The following is a 15561-nucleotide window of genomic DNA, read 5'->3' on the forward strand; positions in this document are numbered from 1 at the left end:
CGTTGACTGCTACTTTGCCTACTTCATTTACATCCTCTGAACAAAGCAGTAATACTGAGCTGCAACGTTTTTTCTCGTTAATTGAACAACTGATGCAAGAGCAGCAATTGATCCGTTTGGTTCTTAGCAAGTATCAGGGGCCTGCATTACAATTACGGCGGCTCGAAATCAGTCCGGTAGAAATTAAATCAAAGATCTGCTGGCGTTTTGTCTGGCAATACCAGACTAATCATCAAACTCAAAATTATGGGGCGGCAGACGCTCTTGCCCTACTGCGTACTTTATTGCCTGAAGAGTTTAAAGCCGCGCAATTACAAGCAAACGCCAGTGAAACCCAGATGACAATAAGTAAAAAAGGCAAGGTATTGCTTAATAGTAAAAAAATAAGCACTAAGCAAACTGCAGATATCAGTCATAACAGAGAAAAACAGCGTTTTGTTGAGCAAAGCCGACCATTCCTGACGGCCCTTGGTGTGACGGATGTCCAGGGCAGAATAATTCCTGCGATGGCTAATAAGTGGAAGCAGATCAATAAATTTATTGAAATATTACAGGCTGCTGTCAAAGACAGCGGCTTACTGCAAGCAACACAGTTACATGTGGCAGATTTTGGTTCGGGTAAAGCATACCTCACTTTTGCGATGCATGATTACTTTTGTCATACGCTGGGATTAACAGCAAAAATTACCGGCGTAGAGCTACGCCAGAATCTGGTTGATTTATGTAATAACACAGTAGCAAAACTAAACCTATCGGGTATTCATTTTGAACAAGGTGATGTTAAGCATTTTCAGACGCGCGGCATTAATGTGATGGTGGCTTTACATGCTTGTGATGTCGCCACAGATTACGCTATCAATATGGGGGTTCGTACTGGCGCTGAAATTATTATGTGCTCACCCTGTTGCCATAAAGAAATCCGGCCACAGATCCGTTTGCCAGACGTCATGGCTCCCATGCTCAGCCACGGTATCCATCTGGGGCAGGAAGCAGAAATGGTAACTGACAGTCTGCGGGCATTGCTGTTGGAAGCGCACGGCTATCACACCAAAGTATTTGAATTTATCTCGCTGGAACATACCAGTAAAAACAAAATGATCCTGGCGACTAAACGCAAAAATGCGGTAGTAAATAGTGAAGCATTACAACAAATCGCTTCGATAAAACAGTTTTACGGGATTAAACAGCAGTGTCTTGAACAGCTGCTGCAAGGCGCGTTTCAGAAATGAACGTTAATCTTTAGCCATGAGTTGTTCAACCAGTAACATTACCGCCTGCAGTTGCGGCGCTTGCGTCGTAATGTACTGCTCACCGGTATAACCCCACCAATCCCAGCAACCATGTGGATTAAACGCACTGGGTGCTGCCTGGGGATAGAGTATTACCAGATTGTTGCTGTCTGCATAAAGATTAAGACCTGTCTGAGTAATATAAGCATCGCCTACTGCTGCCACATGCTGTTTGCAGCCATGAAAGCTAATATGTAGCTGGCATGGCTCGCCAGCTTTGCAACGCTTTGGCACGTAAGCATAGCCGGTTTTTGCCATTAAACTGCCAGCCTGTGATTGGGTAAGCTCCAACATGTCGCCGGTGCTGGTATCTGCTTTGGCATCAAGCGGGCCGAGCAGATGCTGTAACAGCGCACCCGCTGCATCATATTGGCAATTTGCAATGAATGGCGGCTCAGAAACGTCGCAGGCTGTGCCTGCGTTGTTATCTGTCGGAAAATGATGAGCAAAGCTCTTATCCGCTACAAACTTCAGGTTTTCTGGCGCCACCCATTGCTGGTATTGCCTGACCAGCGCTTTGCCAACTTCAGGATTAACCGTAGTGTCCGCGCGGCCATGTAAAATCCAGACCTTATCATCTTTTAAATGTGTTGTGTCTGGCAGCAATTGTGTTTGCTCCAGTTCATTTAAATAAGTATTAATCGCCTTAAGATCGGGGTTCGTATCTGCTTTGCCCATGCAATGTGCAAAAGCTGTAGCCAGAGTATTTTGAGCGCAATAAAGTGGGCCGCCGGCAATCAACGCCGCTCCGTTTACCTGTTCGGAAAACGCGACATGAAATTGTACTGCCATGTACGCACCTGAAGATAAGCCTGAAACGGTTATTTGCTCGTCAAGTTGCAATTTACTGACATCCGCTATGGTATAAGCAGGTGCAATGACCAGCGTTAATGCCAGCAGCTTTGAAGTTAGCAGGGTATTACTTAATGAGCGTTGGCGCATAGCAGACATCCTCAAATAACATAAAGTTTATAACGTGACATAGCTTTTGCAGCATAGCCATAACGCTTTAGTATTGTCCAACTTACTAAGGTTTTTTACCTGCTCTCAACAACGCCTGAGCCCACTGTGGATTACCATCGTTAGCAGCCGGCGTAATTCCCAAGATACTGCACATTAAATTATATAATTCAATGTTAGCAAAGGCAGGGATGGTCTGGCCCTTTGCGAAGGCCGGACCATGGCCGATAAAAATGGCTTGCATCTGTGGTGCGATATTATCGTAACCATGACTGCCGGTCACGGGTTGCGGTGAAGGATTGTTTTGCTCACGAAAAAAGCGCTTTTGCTGGATCAAACGCCAGCCTGGCTCCGGAATAACCAGTAACGGTGCGACCCTTTTACTTTGCTGATAATGCCAGCGTGCTGGTAATTCCTCCTTACGATATACTCGGGCAGTATCGGGTAGCGCTGTCCGCAATTGTTGATAAATGTGTTCTAACTCACCTGTTTTAGGAAAAATAGAGACGATTTCCGGGGTCCACAACGTCAGCATTGCTTTGCTGCTATCAAATAACGTATCGACGATGATAGTTTGCTCAGAGGGTACTTCTGCCATACCATGGTCTGATACCAGCAATAAATTTACTTCGTTATACAGATTCTGCTGTTCTAAACCGGCAATCAGTTGGCCAATTGCTTCGTCCACCTCCGCTACCGCTGCTTTCACTTCAGCTGAATCAGGGCCATACTGATGGCCGGCATCATCAATAGTGCTGAAATACAACGTAAGAAAACGTGGACGCTGTGGCTTAGGTAAAGATAACCACTGCAACACGGAACGAACCCTTTCGCTATTCCTGATCTTGCCGTCATAGGGCTGCCAGTAAGTGGGGCGGACATCTTTAATCGCTGCCTCTGAACCAGGATAAAAATAGGTACCGGTTTTTATGCCCTGTAGTTCTGCCGTTACCCAGATAGGTTCGCCAAGCCACCAGCGGGCCGCGGTAACTTCTTCAGCCTTACTCATTCGGAAAATACTATCAAAATCGGCGTCATAAATATTGTTTTCAATAATGCCGTGATTGCCGGGATATAGCCCAGTGACAATAGTGTAGTGGTTTGGAAATGTTTTGGTTGGAAATGCAGGTTGCATAGCTTCTGCTACAACACCTTCAGTAATAAGCCGTTCAATATTAGGGGCAGGGTACTTTCCAAGATACTGCTGACTGTAACCATCCAGTGAAATAAGAATTATGGTCTGCTCGCTCGCCTGCACAGGATCATTTTTCAAAATATGGGCGCAGGCTTGTTGGCTGAATAAACTAATACCCAGTAAAACGCCAATGATACTTTTTTGCATGGCAGTAATAAGCTTTTGCTTATCCATAATCTTTATCTCATTGGTAATACGCTACTAGTTTGGTAATGCTACTTCAATTTAACGATATAAGGGGTAAAAGAAGATTAGCTTTGCAAAAAATACGATCAATAGCAGTGAGCTGCCTTTTTTTTAATGCGATAGCTTAACCCAGCTTCTAAAAACCAAGAGGATACGCCAAATAGTCGATATAGCGGTTAGGATCTAAAGACTGCGGCAAAGCCTGCCACAATTTGGTGGAAATAACAGGATACTGCTGGTAAAACGGCTTACTCAGCATCAGATAACCAACAGAATAATATACTGGCGGTTGAAGAACCTTAAGCGGCAGAGTGTCTATCTCCTGCCGATTTGCCGCTAAACCATTTATTTCACATGTAACAGTAGTCGCATCCACCCTGCCAGAAACAACCAGTTCCAACGCTTGCTCTGGCGAGTGAGCATCCACCAATAGGGTATGGGCTGGCAATGGCAGAGCCTGGTAACCCAGAGGTCTGGCGATGGTTAGCATAGCATCTTTATTAAGTAGTTTAGCAGGCAGTTTGTTGTCAAACCGATAGGCCAGACACAGTGCATTGCTGTTAATAGCTTTGCTCGGATCGGGTTGGCCTAACTGATCCTGAGGATAAACAGTATAATGAGCGCGCTGAGTATGATAAGCAGCCACCAGAGCATCTACTTTACCCTGCTCCAGCAGTTGTAAGCATCGCAGCCATGGCATTCGTATAAGCTCAACACCAATACCGACCGCGGCGGTTGCGTGTTGTAAATGTTCAATCGTAGCGCCAGGATGCTCAGGTATTTTTACCGAGTCACCTGCGTAATATGGCAGTAATTGTTTATCTTCATAACAAAAACGTAATGTCAGTCTCGTGTCTGATTGCTGCTGTTGTAATGTAGCAGCGCCCGCAATCGATAATGGCATTAACATCACAATGCTTAGCATGTTGACCAGCATAAATACGACGATGTCTTTCTTGTAAAAGCGCAAAATAAAACCTTAGCTATATGCTTTAAGTAACAGTGCCTTTTATGTCTAAACAATTATAGTTATTATCGTAGTATAACGGCTCAGTGGAGAACGTGCAGCCAACTCCGGCAATTGGTTGAAGAACACTGTGATAGACAGTATTTAGACATTACCGCTACACTACCACGCTTAGTGCTGCACCTTCACTAATAAGATTAATAATAAGTAGTGCCTTTATGAAAACCAAAACACCGCTATTTACGCTGGGTCCCGCGACGTTAGTTACCGCTGCCTTTATTGGTCCGGGAACCGTAATCAGTGCATCGCTGGCCGGGGCAAATTATGGTTACGCGTTGCTTTGGGCGTTACTGTTTTCTGTGATTGCCACTTTGATATTACAGGAAATGGCGGCGCGACTGGGCATTGTCACCGGACAAGGGCTGGGTGAGAATCTACGCGTCGTCTTCAAGCAACCCTGGCTGAAATATCCAATGATGTTGTTGACCATTGCGGCTGTGGTTATTGGCAATAGCGCATATCAGGGGGGAAATATCAGTGGTGCCAGCATGGGGGCCGACGCGTTGTGGCAGCATAGCTGGCTGATTACCTCCTTACGCGAGCTTGGCTTGGCTAACCCCTGGGCGCTGCTGATTGGTGCAGTGGCTATTACGGTGTTGTGGCAACGAAATTATCTGTTGATTGAACGGTGTTTGATTGCTTTGGTTTTACTGATGAGTCTGGCATTTCTGACAACCTTGTTTTTAAGCAAACCCGATATGCCGGCGTTGCTTCGCGGCTTATTTTTGCCCTCCTTGCCAGCAGGCGCGGTGTTATCGGTGATTGCTCTGGTTGGCACGACTGTCGTACCTTACTCACTCTTTTTACACGCAGCAGCCAGTGCCCGGAAATCGCAAGGCTCTGCGCTGGATAAAAAACAGCAGTTAGCACTGTCCAATGCCGATATTCGAACCGCAATTCCACTTGGCGGTTTGATTTCAATTGCTATTTTATCGACAGCAGCTGCAGCGTTTTTTGGTCGGGCGCACCAGATAGACAATGCGGTTGATTTGGCGCACTCGCTTCAACCACTGGCGGGGGACGCTGCGGTATGGTTAATGGCAGGCGGCTTACTTGGCGCTGGCGTCAGCTCTGCTATCACCGCGCCGTTGGCAGCAGCCTACGCGTTAAATGGGTTAATTCCATTGAGTAACGGGCAGTTCCGTGCTTGCTGGTTGCTTATTGTATTAATTGGCATTGGTTTATCTTCAATGGGAATAAAGCCATTGGCCGTGATCTGGTTTGCTCAGGTTGCTAACGGTATTCTATTACCATTGATAAGTCTGGCACTGCTGTTAGCTGTTAATTCTTCAATAATGGGCCAATACAAAAATACGATAAAGCAAAATATTATTGCAGTTATGGTATGGTTGCTGACGCTGCTGTTAAGCGGCCGCAGTTTGTATTTAGCGATATTTGCATGATCATTTACCCTGCTAATATTCTGCTATTTTTAAAAGGTGATGTAGTGTGGTGCAAACTTTTGATTATCTTGTTCTGGGTAGTCACGTGGCAGAGGTCTGAGTGTTAAAACACTTTATTACCAACAACCATCAGTTTAAACCTTCCGATCCTGAATATCGGCAGGTTTATCTTATCAATGGCATGCTACTTAGCATGGTGGTCATATTTACTTTTTTCTTTTTTATTAACCTGGCTTTTTTTGCATTATATAGTGTTGCGTTTCTGGATTTTATCAGCGCTGCGGCCGCGTCAGTTATTTTGCGACGCTTTCAGCTATTTAATAATGTGCGTCAGGCGGCATTTCATACGGCAACGTTACTTGGCATATTCTTACTGATTTATTTAGGCGTTTCTGCTCCAGATTTTTATTCACTTTACTGGCTGTGTATTTTCCCACCATTGGTGTTTTTTCTGTTTGGCCGTAAAAAAGGATTAATTGCGACCATTCTATTCTTTACGTTGCTGATATTGCTGCTCAGTTGGCGTGCATCGTCCTGGCCTGCAGACAGCTTTCCGCTAGAAGCCTGGCTCAATGTGGTGTTTGCCACAGTTTGTTTAGTGTTGATGGTTCATTATTACGAAGTCAGCCGACACGAGGTTATGCAGGCGCTGGCTACTCAGCACCGTCAATTACAGCGGTTGTCGGTGACCGATACGCTTACCGGGTTGTATAACCGTGTTAAACTGGATGACATTTTGTCGCGGGAAATCACTCGCTCGGTTCGTCATCAGAGTCCGTTTAGTGTCATTCTCGCTGATTTAGATTTTTTTAAAGCGGTGAATGATAACTTTGGCCATATGGCCGGCGACCAGGCATTAATTTCGTTTGCCAGTATCTTATTGCAACAGTGTCGGGAACTCGATATTGCTGGTCGCTGGGGTGGTGAAGAGTTTTTAGTTATTTGTCCGCACACTGATATCACGGGTGCTAAATTACTGGCAGAAAGAATACGATCTGCGGTGGAAAGTTTTGATTTTTCTCATGGCAAACCGCTAACCGTGAGTCTTGGCGTCGCCAGCTTTATGCGTGATGACGATGTCAGTGTTATTTTAAAACGTGCCGATGATGCCTTGTATCGCGCTAAAAGCAAAGGTAGAAACTGCGTTGAAATATAATAATTTAATTATCCAACTTCGTACCGCGTAACCATAATGCACAGCAGGATTTAACTTTGACTAATGTTCAGTTTACGCCGATCAATATAACAATAATGGTGCTGGCCACAGTGATAGTGATGTTGCTGATTGTGATGTCTGCCATGCAGCGTCGGCGACGTGAACTGCAGTTTAGTCTTGCCAAGAGTGACAACCATGGTTCGCTGTGGCAACAACAGTATCAGCAGCTGCAGCACCAGTATCATGAGCTACAACAACAGTATCAGCAGCTGGCTGTTGATCACGCCAGAATAGGCAGCACCTTGCAAGAGAAGCAACGTCATTTTGAAGAGCAACTACAATTGCTGCAGCAGAATAAAGCGGTGTTAAAGCAAGAGTTCGAATTGTTAGCTCATAATATTCTGGAACGTAAGAGTGAGGTGTTTAAAAACCAGAATCAGGAAAGCATGCGTCAACTGTTAACGCCGATACAACAAGATATGCAAGGTTTCAGACAAAAAGTAGAGTCGTTACACACTGAAGAAACCAAACAGCGTGCTGAGCTTAAAACAGAACTCAAGCATTTACAGGCACTGAATTTGCAAATAACCACCGAAGCCAGCCAACTTAGTAAAGCATTACAAGGGGAACGCAAAATTCAGGGCAACTGGGGTGAGTTGATGCTTGAAAATGTTCTGGATAACAGTGGTCTGCGTGCTGGAAAAGATTATCAGCGCGAAGCAAGCTTCAATACCGACAACGGCCGGCAACGACCGGATGTGATTATTTATCTGCCACAGAATAAACATTTAATTATTGATGCCAAAACGTCGCTATCGGCTTATACCCGTTATGTTAATGCCCAGGACGATACAACGCGGTTGCTGGCTTTAAAAGCGCATATCAGCGCTGTAAAGGACCGGATCAATGAGCTGGCAGATAAAAATTATTACCAAATAGCAGGTTTAAACTCCCCTGAGGTAGTATTTATGTTTATTCCTATCGAATCCGCATATGTGGCAGCATTGCAACACGACAGCCAATTGTTTCAACAGGCATTAGATCGGAATATTTTGGTCACAACGCCCACCACGCTTCTGACCAGCCTAAATATCGTTCGTCAGCTGTGGCGCTTTGAGGATCAAAATAAACACACAGCTGAACTGGCAAATCGGGCTGAAAAGTTTTATCAGAAACTGAAAACATTTTTAGACAGTATGCAAGGTGTTGGTAAGCAGTTAGATAAGGCCCGGGAAAGTTATGACAAAGCATTAGGGCAGCTGGTTACGGGCAAAGGTAATCTGATAAAACAAGCTGCGGAATTTAAAGAATTGGGCGTTGCGGTGAAAACTGAACTAGATCCGGATCTGGTTGAGCGGGCAAAACTGGAGCTGGATACCAGCATTACTGAAAATGAGTAGCAGGTTGTTGTCGCCAGATTGCCGTGGCCAGATCGGCAACCGGTATGTCACAGCCTTGTTTAAGCCAACGAGCTATGGCTGGCGCCGGGTCGGGTAATGAATGAGGGGAGTGGGCTGGCATGTCCAGCCAGCCCGATAATTTTTGCCACGTAAATTGGCTAAACTGTTCAGCCTTGTCCATTTTCAGCAAACAATATGTATTGTACGCCTGTTCAATCTGGCCAGATAACGGCTTAATCAGTAATTTTTTCCCTGCAATAAGTGCCTCGCTGCACAAACCAAACCCACTATTACATATGACGCCACTGCATTGCTGTAAATCTAATGGAAACACATGGCGGCTTAAAGGCAATATGGTGAGATTATCTTCAGAATATGGTTTGCTGACATTAGCATAAAGTTTGAAATGCCAGGCGGGACACTGTTTTAACCAGGCGATCACTGCTGAATTATCTTCAAAGGGCAAATATACCAGAATGAAGGGTGGCTGAAACTTTCGATCCTGGCTACCGGCAACTGGTGCGGGTGATGACGGCAGTAAAGGTGGCAATAACTCAGGAAATGCCGGTTGCCAGTGCACGCCGAGCATATGACGGGCCGGGGCAAAGTAGCTTACCGCTGTATTTAACCACCTTACCGACTGTGTGCCGGCAAGTGGGTAACGAAGTGCATATTGTCTTGCCAGACCCACCGACATTACGCCCTGTAATTTCGCTGCCCATGCCGTTACCGGTTCAAAATCAGTTAGTACCAAATCATAGGCTGACACATCCAGTTGCCGGACATCCCGCCAGAATGCTAAGGGCTTTAATTGTTTAACAGTGATAAGACGCTGTACTTTACCCCCGGCAGTGGCGAAGGTAAATCCATTGGCCCAGCGATAGTCGCCAAACATTTCCATATCGAATAGTTGAGCTTGCGGACGCCCGCTAAACAGAAAATCGACCTCAATACCCTGTTGATGCAGTGCCGGTAACAACGCTCTGGCGCGCGTAATATGGCCATTGCCGGTCGCTTGCACACCATAAAGTATTTTCATCTTATTCCTGCCTAGCGGTTAAAAGATAAAAAGTGCGCTTTGTAGCACCGCCAGGGCAATAACGCTGCCCAAACTGGCACCTGCCAGAATATCAGTAGGGTAATGCACTCCCAGTAGCACTCTTGATAGTCCGATACCCGACGCCAGCAATAGGTAATAGAAGCTAAATTCAGGATAGTAAGCGGCCAGTAGCCAGGCAAACATAAAGGCAGCCGCTGTGTGACCGGAAGGGAAGCTAAACCGGTCAGAAGGGCGGATCGCGGGAGCCCAGCCGTGCTGTTGCGAGCCTGATGGGCGTTCGCGTTGAATTGCGTTTTTTAACAATAAATACAGCGGCAATTCAATAGCAAACGCCAGTAGAGCATGCTGAACAAACGGACTGCCTTTGCTATGATCAAACTGCCAAAGCAACAACGCGATAATCAGATACAGTGGGCCATCTCCACAACGGGATAAGCCCAGGCTAAGTTTTCTTACCGAAGGTAGCTGGCCAATTAAATTGACCTGGAAAAACAATCTGGTGTCCAGTAATGTTAGCTTTTGCAGTGTATTCATCAGTCATATCTCTGGCGAAACCTGCAGCCATTAGAGGCACTAAAGATGACATGCCTGTTAAAAGCAGATGAAACATTTATGACTGCCAGGGTTTAACCCAGCCCCCGATATGCAATCAGGGTTTATAACTCAACATTGCTTATTATTGCAAAGCGCCGCTAGGTGCCGCAAAATGTTCGCTGAACCCGTTCTTGCTCTGTAGCAGGCTGGCTAAAGGCCGCATGCGCGCCTTCAGTTTCAAATGGTGTTAGCCAGGCCTGTTTTAACTGATTAAATAAGCTGAGATCGCCATGCTCGCTGACTTGAGTAATAGCTTGCTGCACCAAATGATTGCGCGGTATAAGTGCCGGGTTCATCTGCTGCATTGCCAGCGCACGTTCTTCTGCATTTTGCTCCTGCGAGGCTATCCGCGACTGCCAGCTTCTGCACCAGTCACGCCATTTGTTTTGATCACTGAATAATTTGCCCGCGTTATCGGCCGAGGGCTGACTTAGTTGCCGGAAAAACAGGGTAAAATCGACTTTGTCCTGCTGCATTAATGCCAGCAGACTACTGATAAGTTGCGCATCATCTGGCGTGCTTTGCTGAATACCTAATTTTGCGGTCATTTTTTCTAAGTAAGCCGTTTGATACTGCTGATTGAACAACTCTAAAGCTGAACTGGCCAATGTTATTGCCTCCGACTGTTCTGCATGAAGTAACGGCAACAAGGTTTCAGCAAAACGGGTGAGGTTCCACAGAGCGACCGGTGGTTGATTGCGATAAGCATAGCGGCCGCGTCGATCAATGGCACTGAATACGGTATTTTCATCAAAGGCTTCCATAAAAGCACAGGGTCCGTAATCAATGGTTTCACCGGTGATGGTCATATTATCAGTATTCATTACACCATGAATAAAGCCCAGACTCATCCAATGTGCTACGGTTGATGCCTGTGCAGTAATAACAGATCGCAGTAATTCAAGATATGGCTGGTTCTGGCTGGCACATTGCGGATAATGGCGTGTTATGACGTAGTCGGTAAACTCGGTTAACCGTGCCTCGTCACCCAATGCAGCGACATATTGAAATGTACCAATTCTGATATGGCTTTTTGCTACCCGCGTTATAATGGCGCCGGGAAGCGTTTCGTCGCGGTAGACCCTCTCACCGCTGCTAACCGCAGCCAGAGCACGAGTGGTGGGCACGCCTAAAGCATGCATAGCTTCACTGACTAAGTATTCACGAATTACCGGGCCAATAGGCGAGCGGCCATCGCCGCCTCTGGAAAACGGGGTAGGGCCTGCACCTTTTAACTGCAGATCAAACCGCTGGCCCGAACAACTGATAATTTCTGCCAGTAATAGTGCCCGGCCATCCCCTAAACGTGGTACATAATGAGCAAACTGATGGCCGGCGTAAGCCTGCGCTACAGGCTGGCACCAGCTGGCAAGCATATTGCCTGAGAAAAGCTGCAAACCTGCATCACTGGCCCGGTATTGCTCAGGTAAGCCCAACGCTTCGGCCAATGATAAATTAAAAGCCAGCCACTCTGGTGCTTTAACCGGAGTTGGCTGACATGGTAGCGAGAACGTAGGGCCAAGCGCTGCCAGGCTATGTTGGACATTAAATTCTGCCATTATGACTTCTTCATTTGAATTAAACCATTAGTGTACTTGGCTTATCAGTGTAGGACCAGTTCAGGCTATGGAATACCTTAATCCCCGGATACTTAATGTTGTGTAATGACGTACCGGGTAGATTGCTTTATAGTTATTTTAATAAGTGTTAACAGCCCGCAAATAACTATGTGTTACTTAGGAGTTACCATTGCGAATTGTCCTGCTTTGTTTTTTAGTTTTATCGTGCGGGGCTAATGGCGCAACGCAGTTAACTATCTGGCATATGTCAAAAGAACTGGACGCCGACTTTGCGGCGTTAGCAACGTCTTTTACCACTTCACATCCAGAGGTTGCTGTTGCAGTACATTTATTACCAAATGAAGAGTTAAAGGCCTCAGCGATCCGCGCGAAAGATCAACAAGGGGCACCTGACATTATTATTATTTCTTCCGATAACATCGGCTACGCCGACTTGATGCGCTTATCGGAACTCCCGCCTGAAATGGTAGATACGGCGATGCCGGCGACTACGTTGCAGACCCTGCAGTTTCGTAACAAAAATTACAGTGTGCCACTTTTTGCCGGAAATCATTTGCTTATGCTCTACAATAAAGCATTGGTTAAAACACCTGCTTCAGACTGGCCGCAATTAATTGCCCAGCACGATTTATTCAATGCTGCTGGAGTGCAGACCCTCGCCCTGAACTATCAGGAGCCTTACTGGTTTTCCATCTTTGTCAGTTTATTTGGTGGAAATTTAACCTATGATGATACCGTAACATTGAACACGCCGGCCATGCAGCAAGCATTGCAGTTTTATCAACAGTTAGCTAAAAGTGGCGTTACTAACATGCAGTGTGGCTATCGCTGTGTTTCAGAAGATTTTTATCAGGGAAAATTCGCTTATGCCGTCAATGGTACCTGGGCGCTGACTGCAGCACGAGAACGTTTAGGGTCAGATCTGGGCGTTACATTGTTTCCGCAGTTACAAGGCCGGCAAATTAAACCTTTAGCATCCTATATCGTTATGGTATTTCCAAATCAGTCACTGTCTTCAGAGAAAGCCCCACAGATTAAACAACTGACTGCGTTTTTTCAACGCCCCGAAAATGTGCAAGCCATAGCGACAAAACATTTTATCACCCCTTATTATCAGAGCTATCAAACAAACACGGCAGATTATCCTGATTCAGATGGTATTTACCCAAAAGTACTCGCTCAACGCGAGCTCAGCCAGCTGATGCCGACCTCAGCTGCTATGGTCTCGGTATGGAATGGCATGCAAAAGGGGATGCTGTTGTATCAAAACAAAACCCTTGATGCGTCGGCTGCAGCTGAATTTATGCAAAAAGTGTCAGCACGCGATCAGCAGATACTGGCAGCCGGTTTATGACATCAAAAAAATGGTCGTTAAAAAGCCTGCTAATTGTCCAGTTTGTGTTATGTGCAATGATTCCATCTTTAGTATTAAGCAGCCTGTTAATTATGGAGTTCCGCACGATACAAACGGAGGAACAAATCATAAAACAACGAGCCCAGACCGAAAAAGCTATATTGCAAGTGGAGTTTGAGCTAGAAAAACTTTCTCTGCAGTTGCAACAGTTATCCGCAGACTCCAATGCTGCACTGGCAGCAAGTTCAGGCATTTTTGCTCAGAACGCACGCAATAAAATGGTGCAGGTGGCAAATCAACATTCGCTGGCCAAAGCGTTACTGTTAGTGGATACCCGCTCCTGGGTTGTCGAGGCGGTGCCAATTGACGCAATGCTATTATCGTTAGCTCCAATTTCGACACAGCTGACAACACTATTTTTGCAAGATTATGCCGCAACACAAAGTACTTATCTTGTAGCGTCTAAAGAATTGACTGAATCGTTGCTGACATCCGATAGCGACCAACATCAGCAAATGCCCGAGCTTATTGTAATGCAGGTTCCGCTAAAGCTTTCAGACACGACAACAATCGATCCCCGCAGTAAGTTAACAGGAGCCATTGTCGCGCTATTACCGGTTGAGAGCATCAAAGCATTACTTGAGAAATACAGTCCTGATGCAACCTTACATAACATTTACTGGCAGCAACAAGCGCTGCTTCCTAATTATTCAGTTGACGATGAAATGGTGATTACCGTCGCACCTCTTGCCGTGCCTGGATTAAATGCGAGATTAAATATTGAATTTGCAACCAGTAAAGCGACTGCGCTTAATGCGATAACTGTTTTGACTTACCGGTTCGCTGTGATTACCGCATTATTTCTTGGACTGTTGTTGTTTGTGGGTTGGTTTTTTGTGCGTTTAGAGATGAAACCGATCACAGCGCTAAGCAAATTAGTCGAACGCTATGCCGAAGGCAATTTGCAGCAGAGTCGACAGTATTTTCCGTTCACCGAATTTGAGCAGATCGCGGCGGTATTGCATACCATGTCTGTAAAACTTCACGAGCACCAGGAATTGCTAAATAACTGATCCTAATTGTGATACACCCGCTTCAATCCATGCTTGCCACCTGGGAACGGAGCCGCTGTGTCCATAAAGTGGTATACCTGCTCCAGTAAGTCATCCATGTTCTTACACTGATGGTTACGGGTTATCGTTTCATGCAGCGCATGCCATAGCTTTTCAATTTTGTTGTGCCACGGGCTGTATACCGGTAAAAACAAGAGCTTGAACTTTGGGTTCTCATTCAGCCATTTCTGCGTTTTTTTGCTCTTATGGATGATGTAATTATCCACAATTAGCGTGATACTTTTCGCTCGCCGGTATTGCCCTTTCAGTTGCTCCAACAGCGCAATAAACAAATCACTGGTCTTGCGCTCACCACCAACATAACTGATTTGTCCTGTCTGGCTGTGCAATGCCCCCGCCAGATAGTGTTTCTTATTCTGGCCGGGTGTAGCTACCTTACGCTGTTTACCTTTAAAGCCCCAGTCGGCACCAATCTTCGGATTCAGGTGGATATCCACCTCATCCTGATAAAACACCGGATGGTCCACGCTGCAATTTTCAAGTGCCTCCCGCATGGCTGCTAACTTAGCTTCTTTATCCGGGTCTTGGATATACAGCGTCGGTGCCGCACGACGCCAGACGATGCCGACTTGTGGCAACCACCGCCTGAGAGTTGAGCTATGAATAACGATACGGTAAAGCTTATGCAGCAGCAGTGCGAATAATTCACTACTCCAACGCGACCGCTGATAACCCAGTGTCCTGGGTATATGGTTCACCAGCAGTTTTAAAACACCGCAGATAAAGCCTTTTGGCTGACTTGCCGGCCGCCCAACGCCCTTGGTTTTAAGGCCATCTATACCTGCTGCGTCATACCAGGTTATCCACCGGTTTACTGATGAACGGCCTGCTTGCAAAACACGCGCTACTTGCGACTTGGTTTCACCTTTTAGCACCAGTAACACCGCATTTGCCCGGCGGCACAGGTCTTTATCTCGGGTTTTATGTACAATTTTCTTCAAGCGGCGGGTTTCTGCGCCGTATAAAAATGCTATTTTGTTCATACTCAATGCGGTTGTTGATTGGTTATGTTTGGCGACTGATCTGATCGCGCAAACCGCATTGAGTTCCCTTCCTCGGGTGATCTACTATTTGGAACAGCTATTTAGTGTGACACCCAACCGGCCAAGATAATTGTCGTCAACTGGTTCATCCTAATTGTCGCCGAACATCCCCCCGGCAATCGAGGGGGGGGCTGCGTAGGGCCGTGTGGCCCCATCCTGCAGCGTGACCTGATTGAGTCAA

13 protein-coding genes are annotated in these 15561 nt (G+C 46.1%); 6 read left to right on the forward strand and 7 right to left on the reverse strand.

Annotated features, from left to right (window positions below; genetic code table 11):
* Positions 1-2 precede the first annotated feature (2 nt).
* Positions 3-1229: a class I SAM-dependent methyltransferase gene (locus tag B2Q61_RS06440; RefSeq protein WP_290615735.1), complete on the forward strand. Its 1227-nt coding sequence runs from the start codon at positions 3-5 to the stop codon at positions 1227-1229.
* Positions 1230-1232: 3 nt separating this feature from the next.
* On the opposite strand, the gene B2Q61_RS06445 is transcribed toward B2Q61_RS06440, so the two are convergent.
* The 3 genes from B2Q61_RS06445 to B2Q61_RS06455 all read right to left on the reverse strand — a co-directional run bounded on the left by B2Q61_RS06445 (position 1233) and on the right by B2Q61_RS06455 (position 4600).
* Positions 1233-2231: a PHB depolymerase family esterase gene (locus B2Q61_RS06445; protein ID WP_290615733.1), complete on the reverse strand. Its 999-nt coding sequence runs from the start codon at positions 2229-2231 to the stop codon at positions 1233-1235.
* 85 nt (positions 2232-2316) lie between these two features.
* Complete coding sequence (locus B2Q61_RS06450; protein WP_290615731.1) at positions 2317-3618, reverse strand: ectonucleotide pyrophosphatase/phosphodiesterase; 1302 nt, start codon at positions 3616-3618, stop codon at positions 2317-2319.
* 148 nt (positions 3619-3766) lie between these two features.
* Entirely contained in the window at positions 3767-4600 is an 834-nt protein-coding gene (locus B2Q61_RS06455; RefSeq protein ID WP_290615729.1) for an amino acid ABC transporter, read from the reverse strand.
* A 215-nt stretch (positions 4601-4815) separates the two neighbouring features.
* On the opposite strand from B2Q61_RS06455, the gene B2Q61_RS06460 reads away from it, so the two are divergent.
* From B2Q61_RS06460 to B2Q61_RS06470, 3 genes are all read left to right on the forward strand, one after another.
* Positions 4816-6060 (forward strand): Nramp family divalent metal transporter, encoded by a 1245-nt coding sequence (locus B2Q61_RS06460; RefSeq protein ID WP_290615728.1) that lies wholly within the window; start codon positions 4816-4818, stop codon positions 6058-6060.
* 100 nt (positions 6061-6160) lie between these two features.
* Positions 6161-7216, forward strand: coding sequence for a GGDEF domain-containing protein (locus B2Q61_RS06465; RefSeq protein ID WP_290615726.1), 1056 nt, complete (start codon positions 6161-6163; stop codon positions 7214-7216).
* Between the two features lie 56 nt (positions 7217-7272).
* Entirely contained in the window at positions 7273-8616 is a 1344-nt protein-coding gene (locus B2Q61_RS06470; protein ID WP_290615724.1) for a DNA recombination protein RmuC, read from the forward strand.
* Here B2Q61_RS06470 and B2Q61_RS06475 read toward each other — a convergent pair.
* The 3 genes from B2Q61_RS06475 to B2Q61_RS06485 all read right to left on the reverse strand — a co-directional run bounded on the left by B2Q61_RS06475 (position 8600) and on the right by B2Q61_RS06485 (position 11829).
* A complete protein-coding gene (locus tag B2Q61_RS06475; RefSeq protein ID WP_290615722.1) occupies positions 8600-9655 on the reverse strand; it encodes a glycosyltransferase family protein in 1056 nt (351 codons plus the stop codon). The two genes, B2Q61_RS06470 and B2Q61_RS06475, sit on opposite strands and share 17 nt — an antisense overlap.
* An 18-nt stretch (positions 9656-9673) precedes the next feature.
* Positions 9674-10210 carry a phosphatase PAP2 family protein gene (locus tag B2Q61_RS06480; RefSeq protein ID WP_290615720.1) on the reverse strand — a complete coding sequence of 179 codons (537 nt, stop codon included), beginning with the start codon at positions 10208-10210 and terminating at the stop codon, positions 9674-9676.
* Positions 10211-10368: 158 nt separating this feature from the next.
* A complete protein-coding gene (locus B2Q61_RS06485; RefSeq protein ID WP_290615718.1) occupies positions 10369-11829 on the reverse strand; it encodes a protein adenylyltransferase SelO in 1461 nt (486 codons plus the stop codon).
* Between the two features lie 190 nt (positions 11830-12019).
* Here B2Q61_RS06485 and B2Q61_RS06490 point away from each other — a divergent pair, with 190 nt between their 5' ends.
* Together B2Q61_RS06490 and B2Q61_RS06495 are read left to right on the forward strand one after the other, a co-directional pair.
* Positions 12020-13204: a sugar ABC transporter substrate-binding protein gene (locus B2Q61_RS06490; RefSeq protein WP_290615716.1), complete on the forward strand. Its 1185-nt coding sequence runs from the start codon at positions 12020-12022 to the stop codon at positions 13202-13204.
* Positions 13201-14277, forward strand: a complete 1077-nt coding sequence (locus B2Q61_RS06495; RefSeq protein WP_290615714.1) for a hypothetical protein — start codon at positions 13201-13203, stop codon at positions 14275-14277. Before B2Q61_RS06490 ends, B2Q61_RS06495 begins: the two co-directional genes overlap by 4 nt.
* Positions 14278-14279: 2 nt before the next feature.
* Here the strand turns inward: B2Q61_RS06495 and B2Q61_RS06500 are convergent, their stop codons facing one another.
* A complete protein-coding gene (locus tag B2Q61_RS06500; protein ID WP_290615712.1) occupies positions 14280-15320 on the reverse strand; it encodes an IS630 family transposase in 1041 nt (346 codons plus the stop codon).
* Positions 15321-15561: the final 241 nt, after the last annotated feature.

The organism is Arsukibacterium sp. UBA5043 (assembly GCA_002415085.1).
GTDB lineage: Bacteria > Pseudomonadota > Gammaproteobacteria > Enterobacterales > Alteromonadaceae > Alishewanella.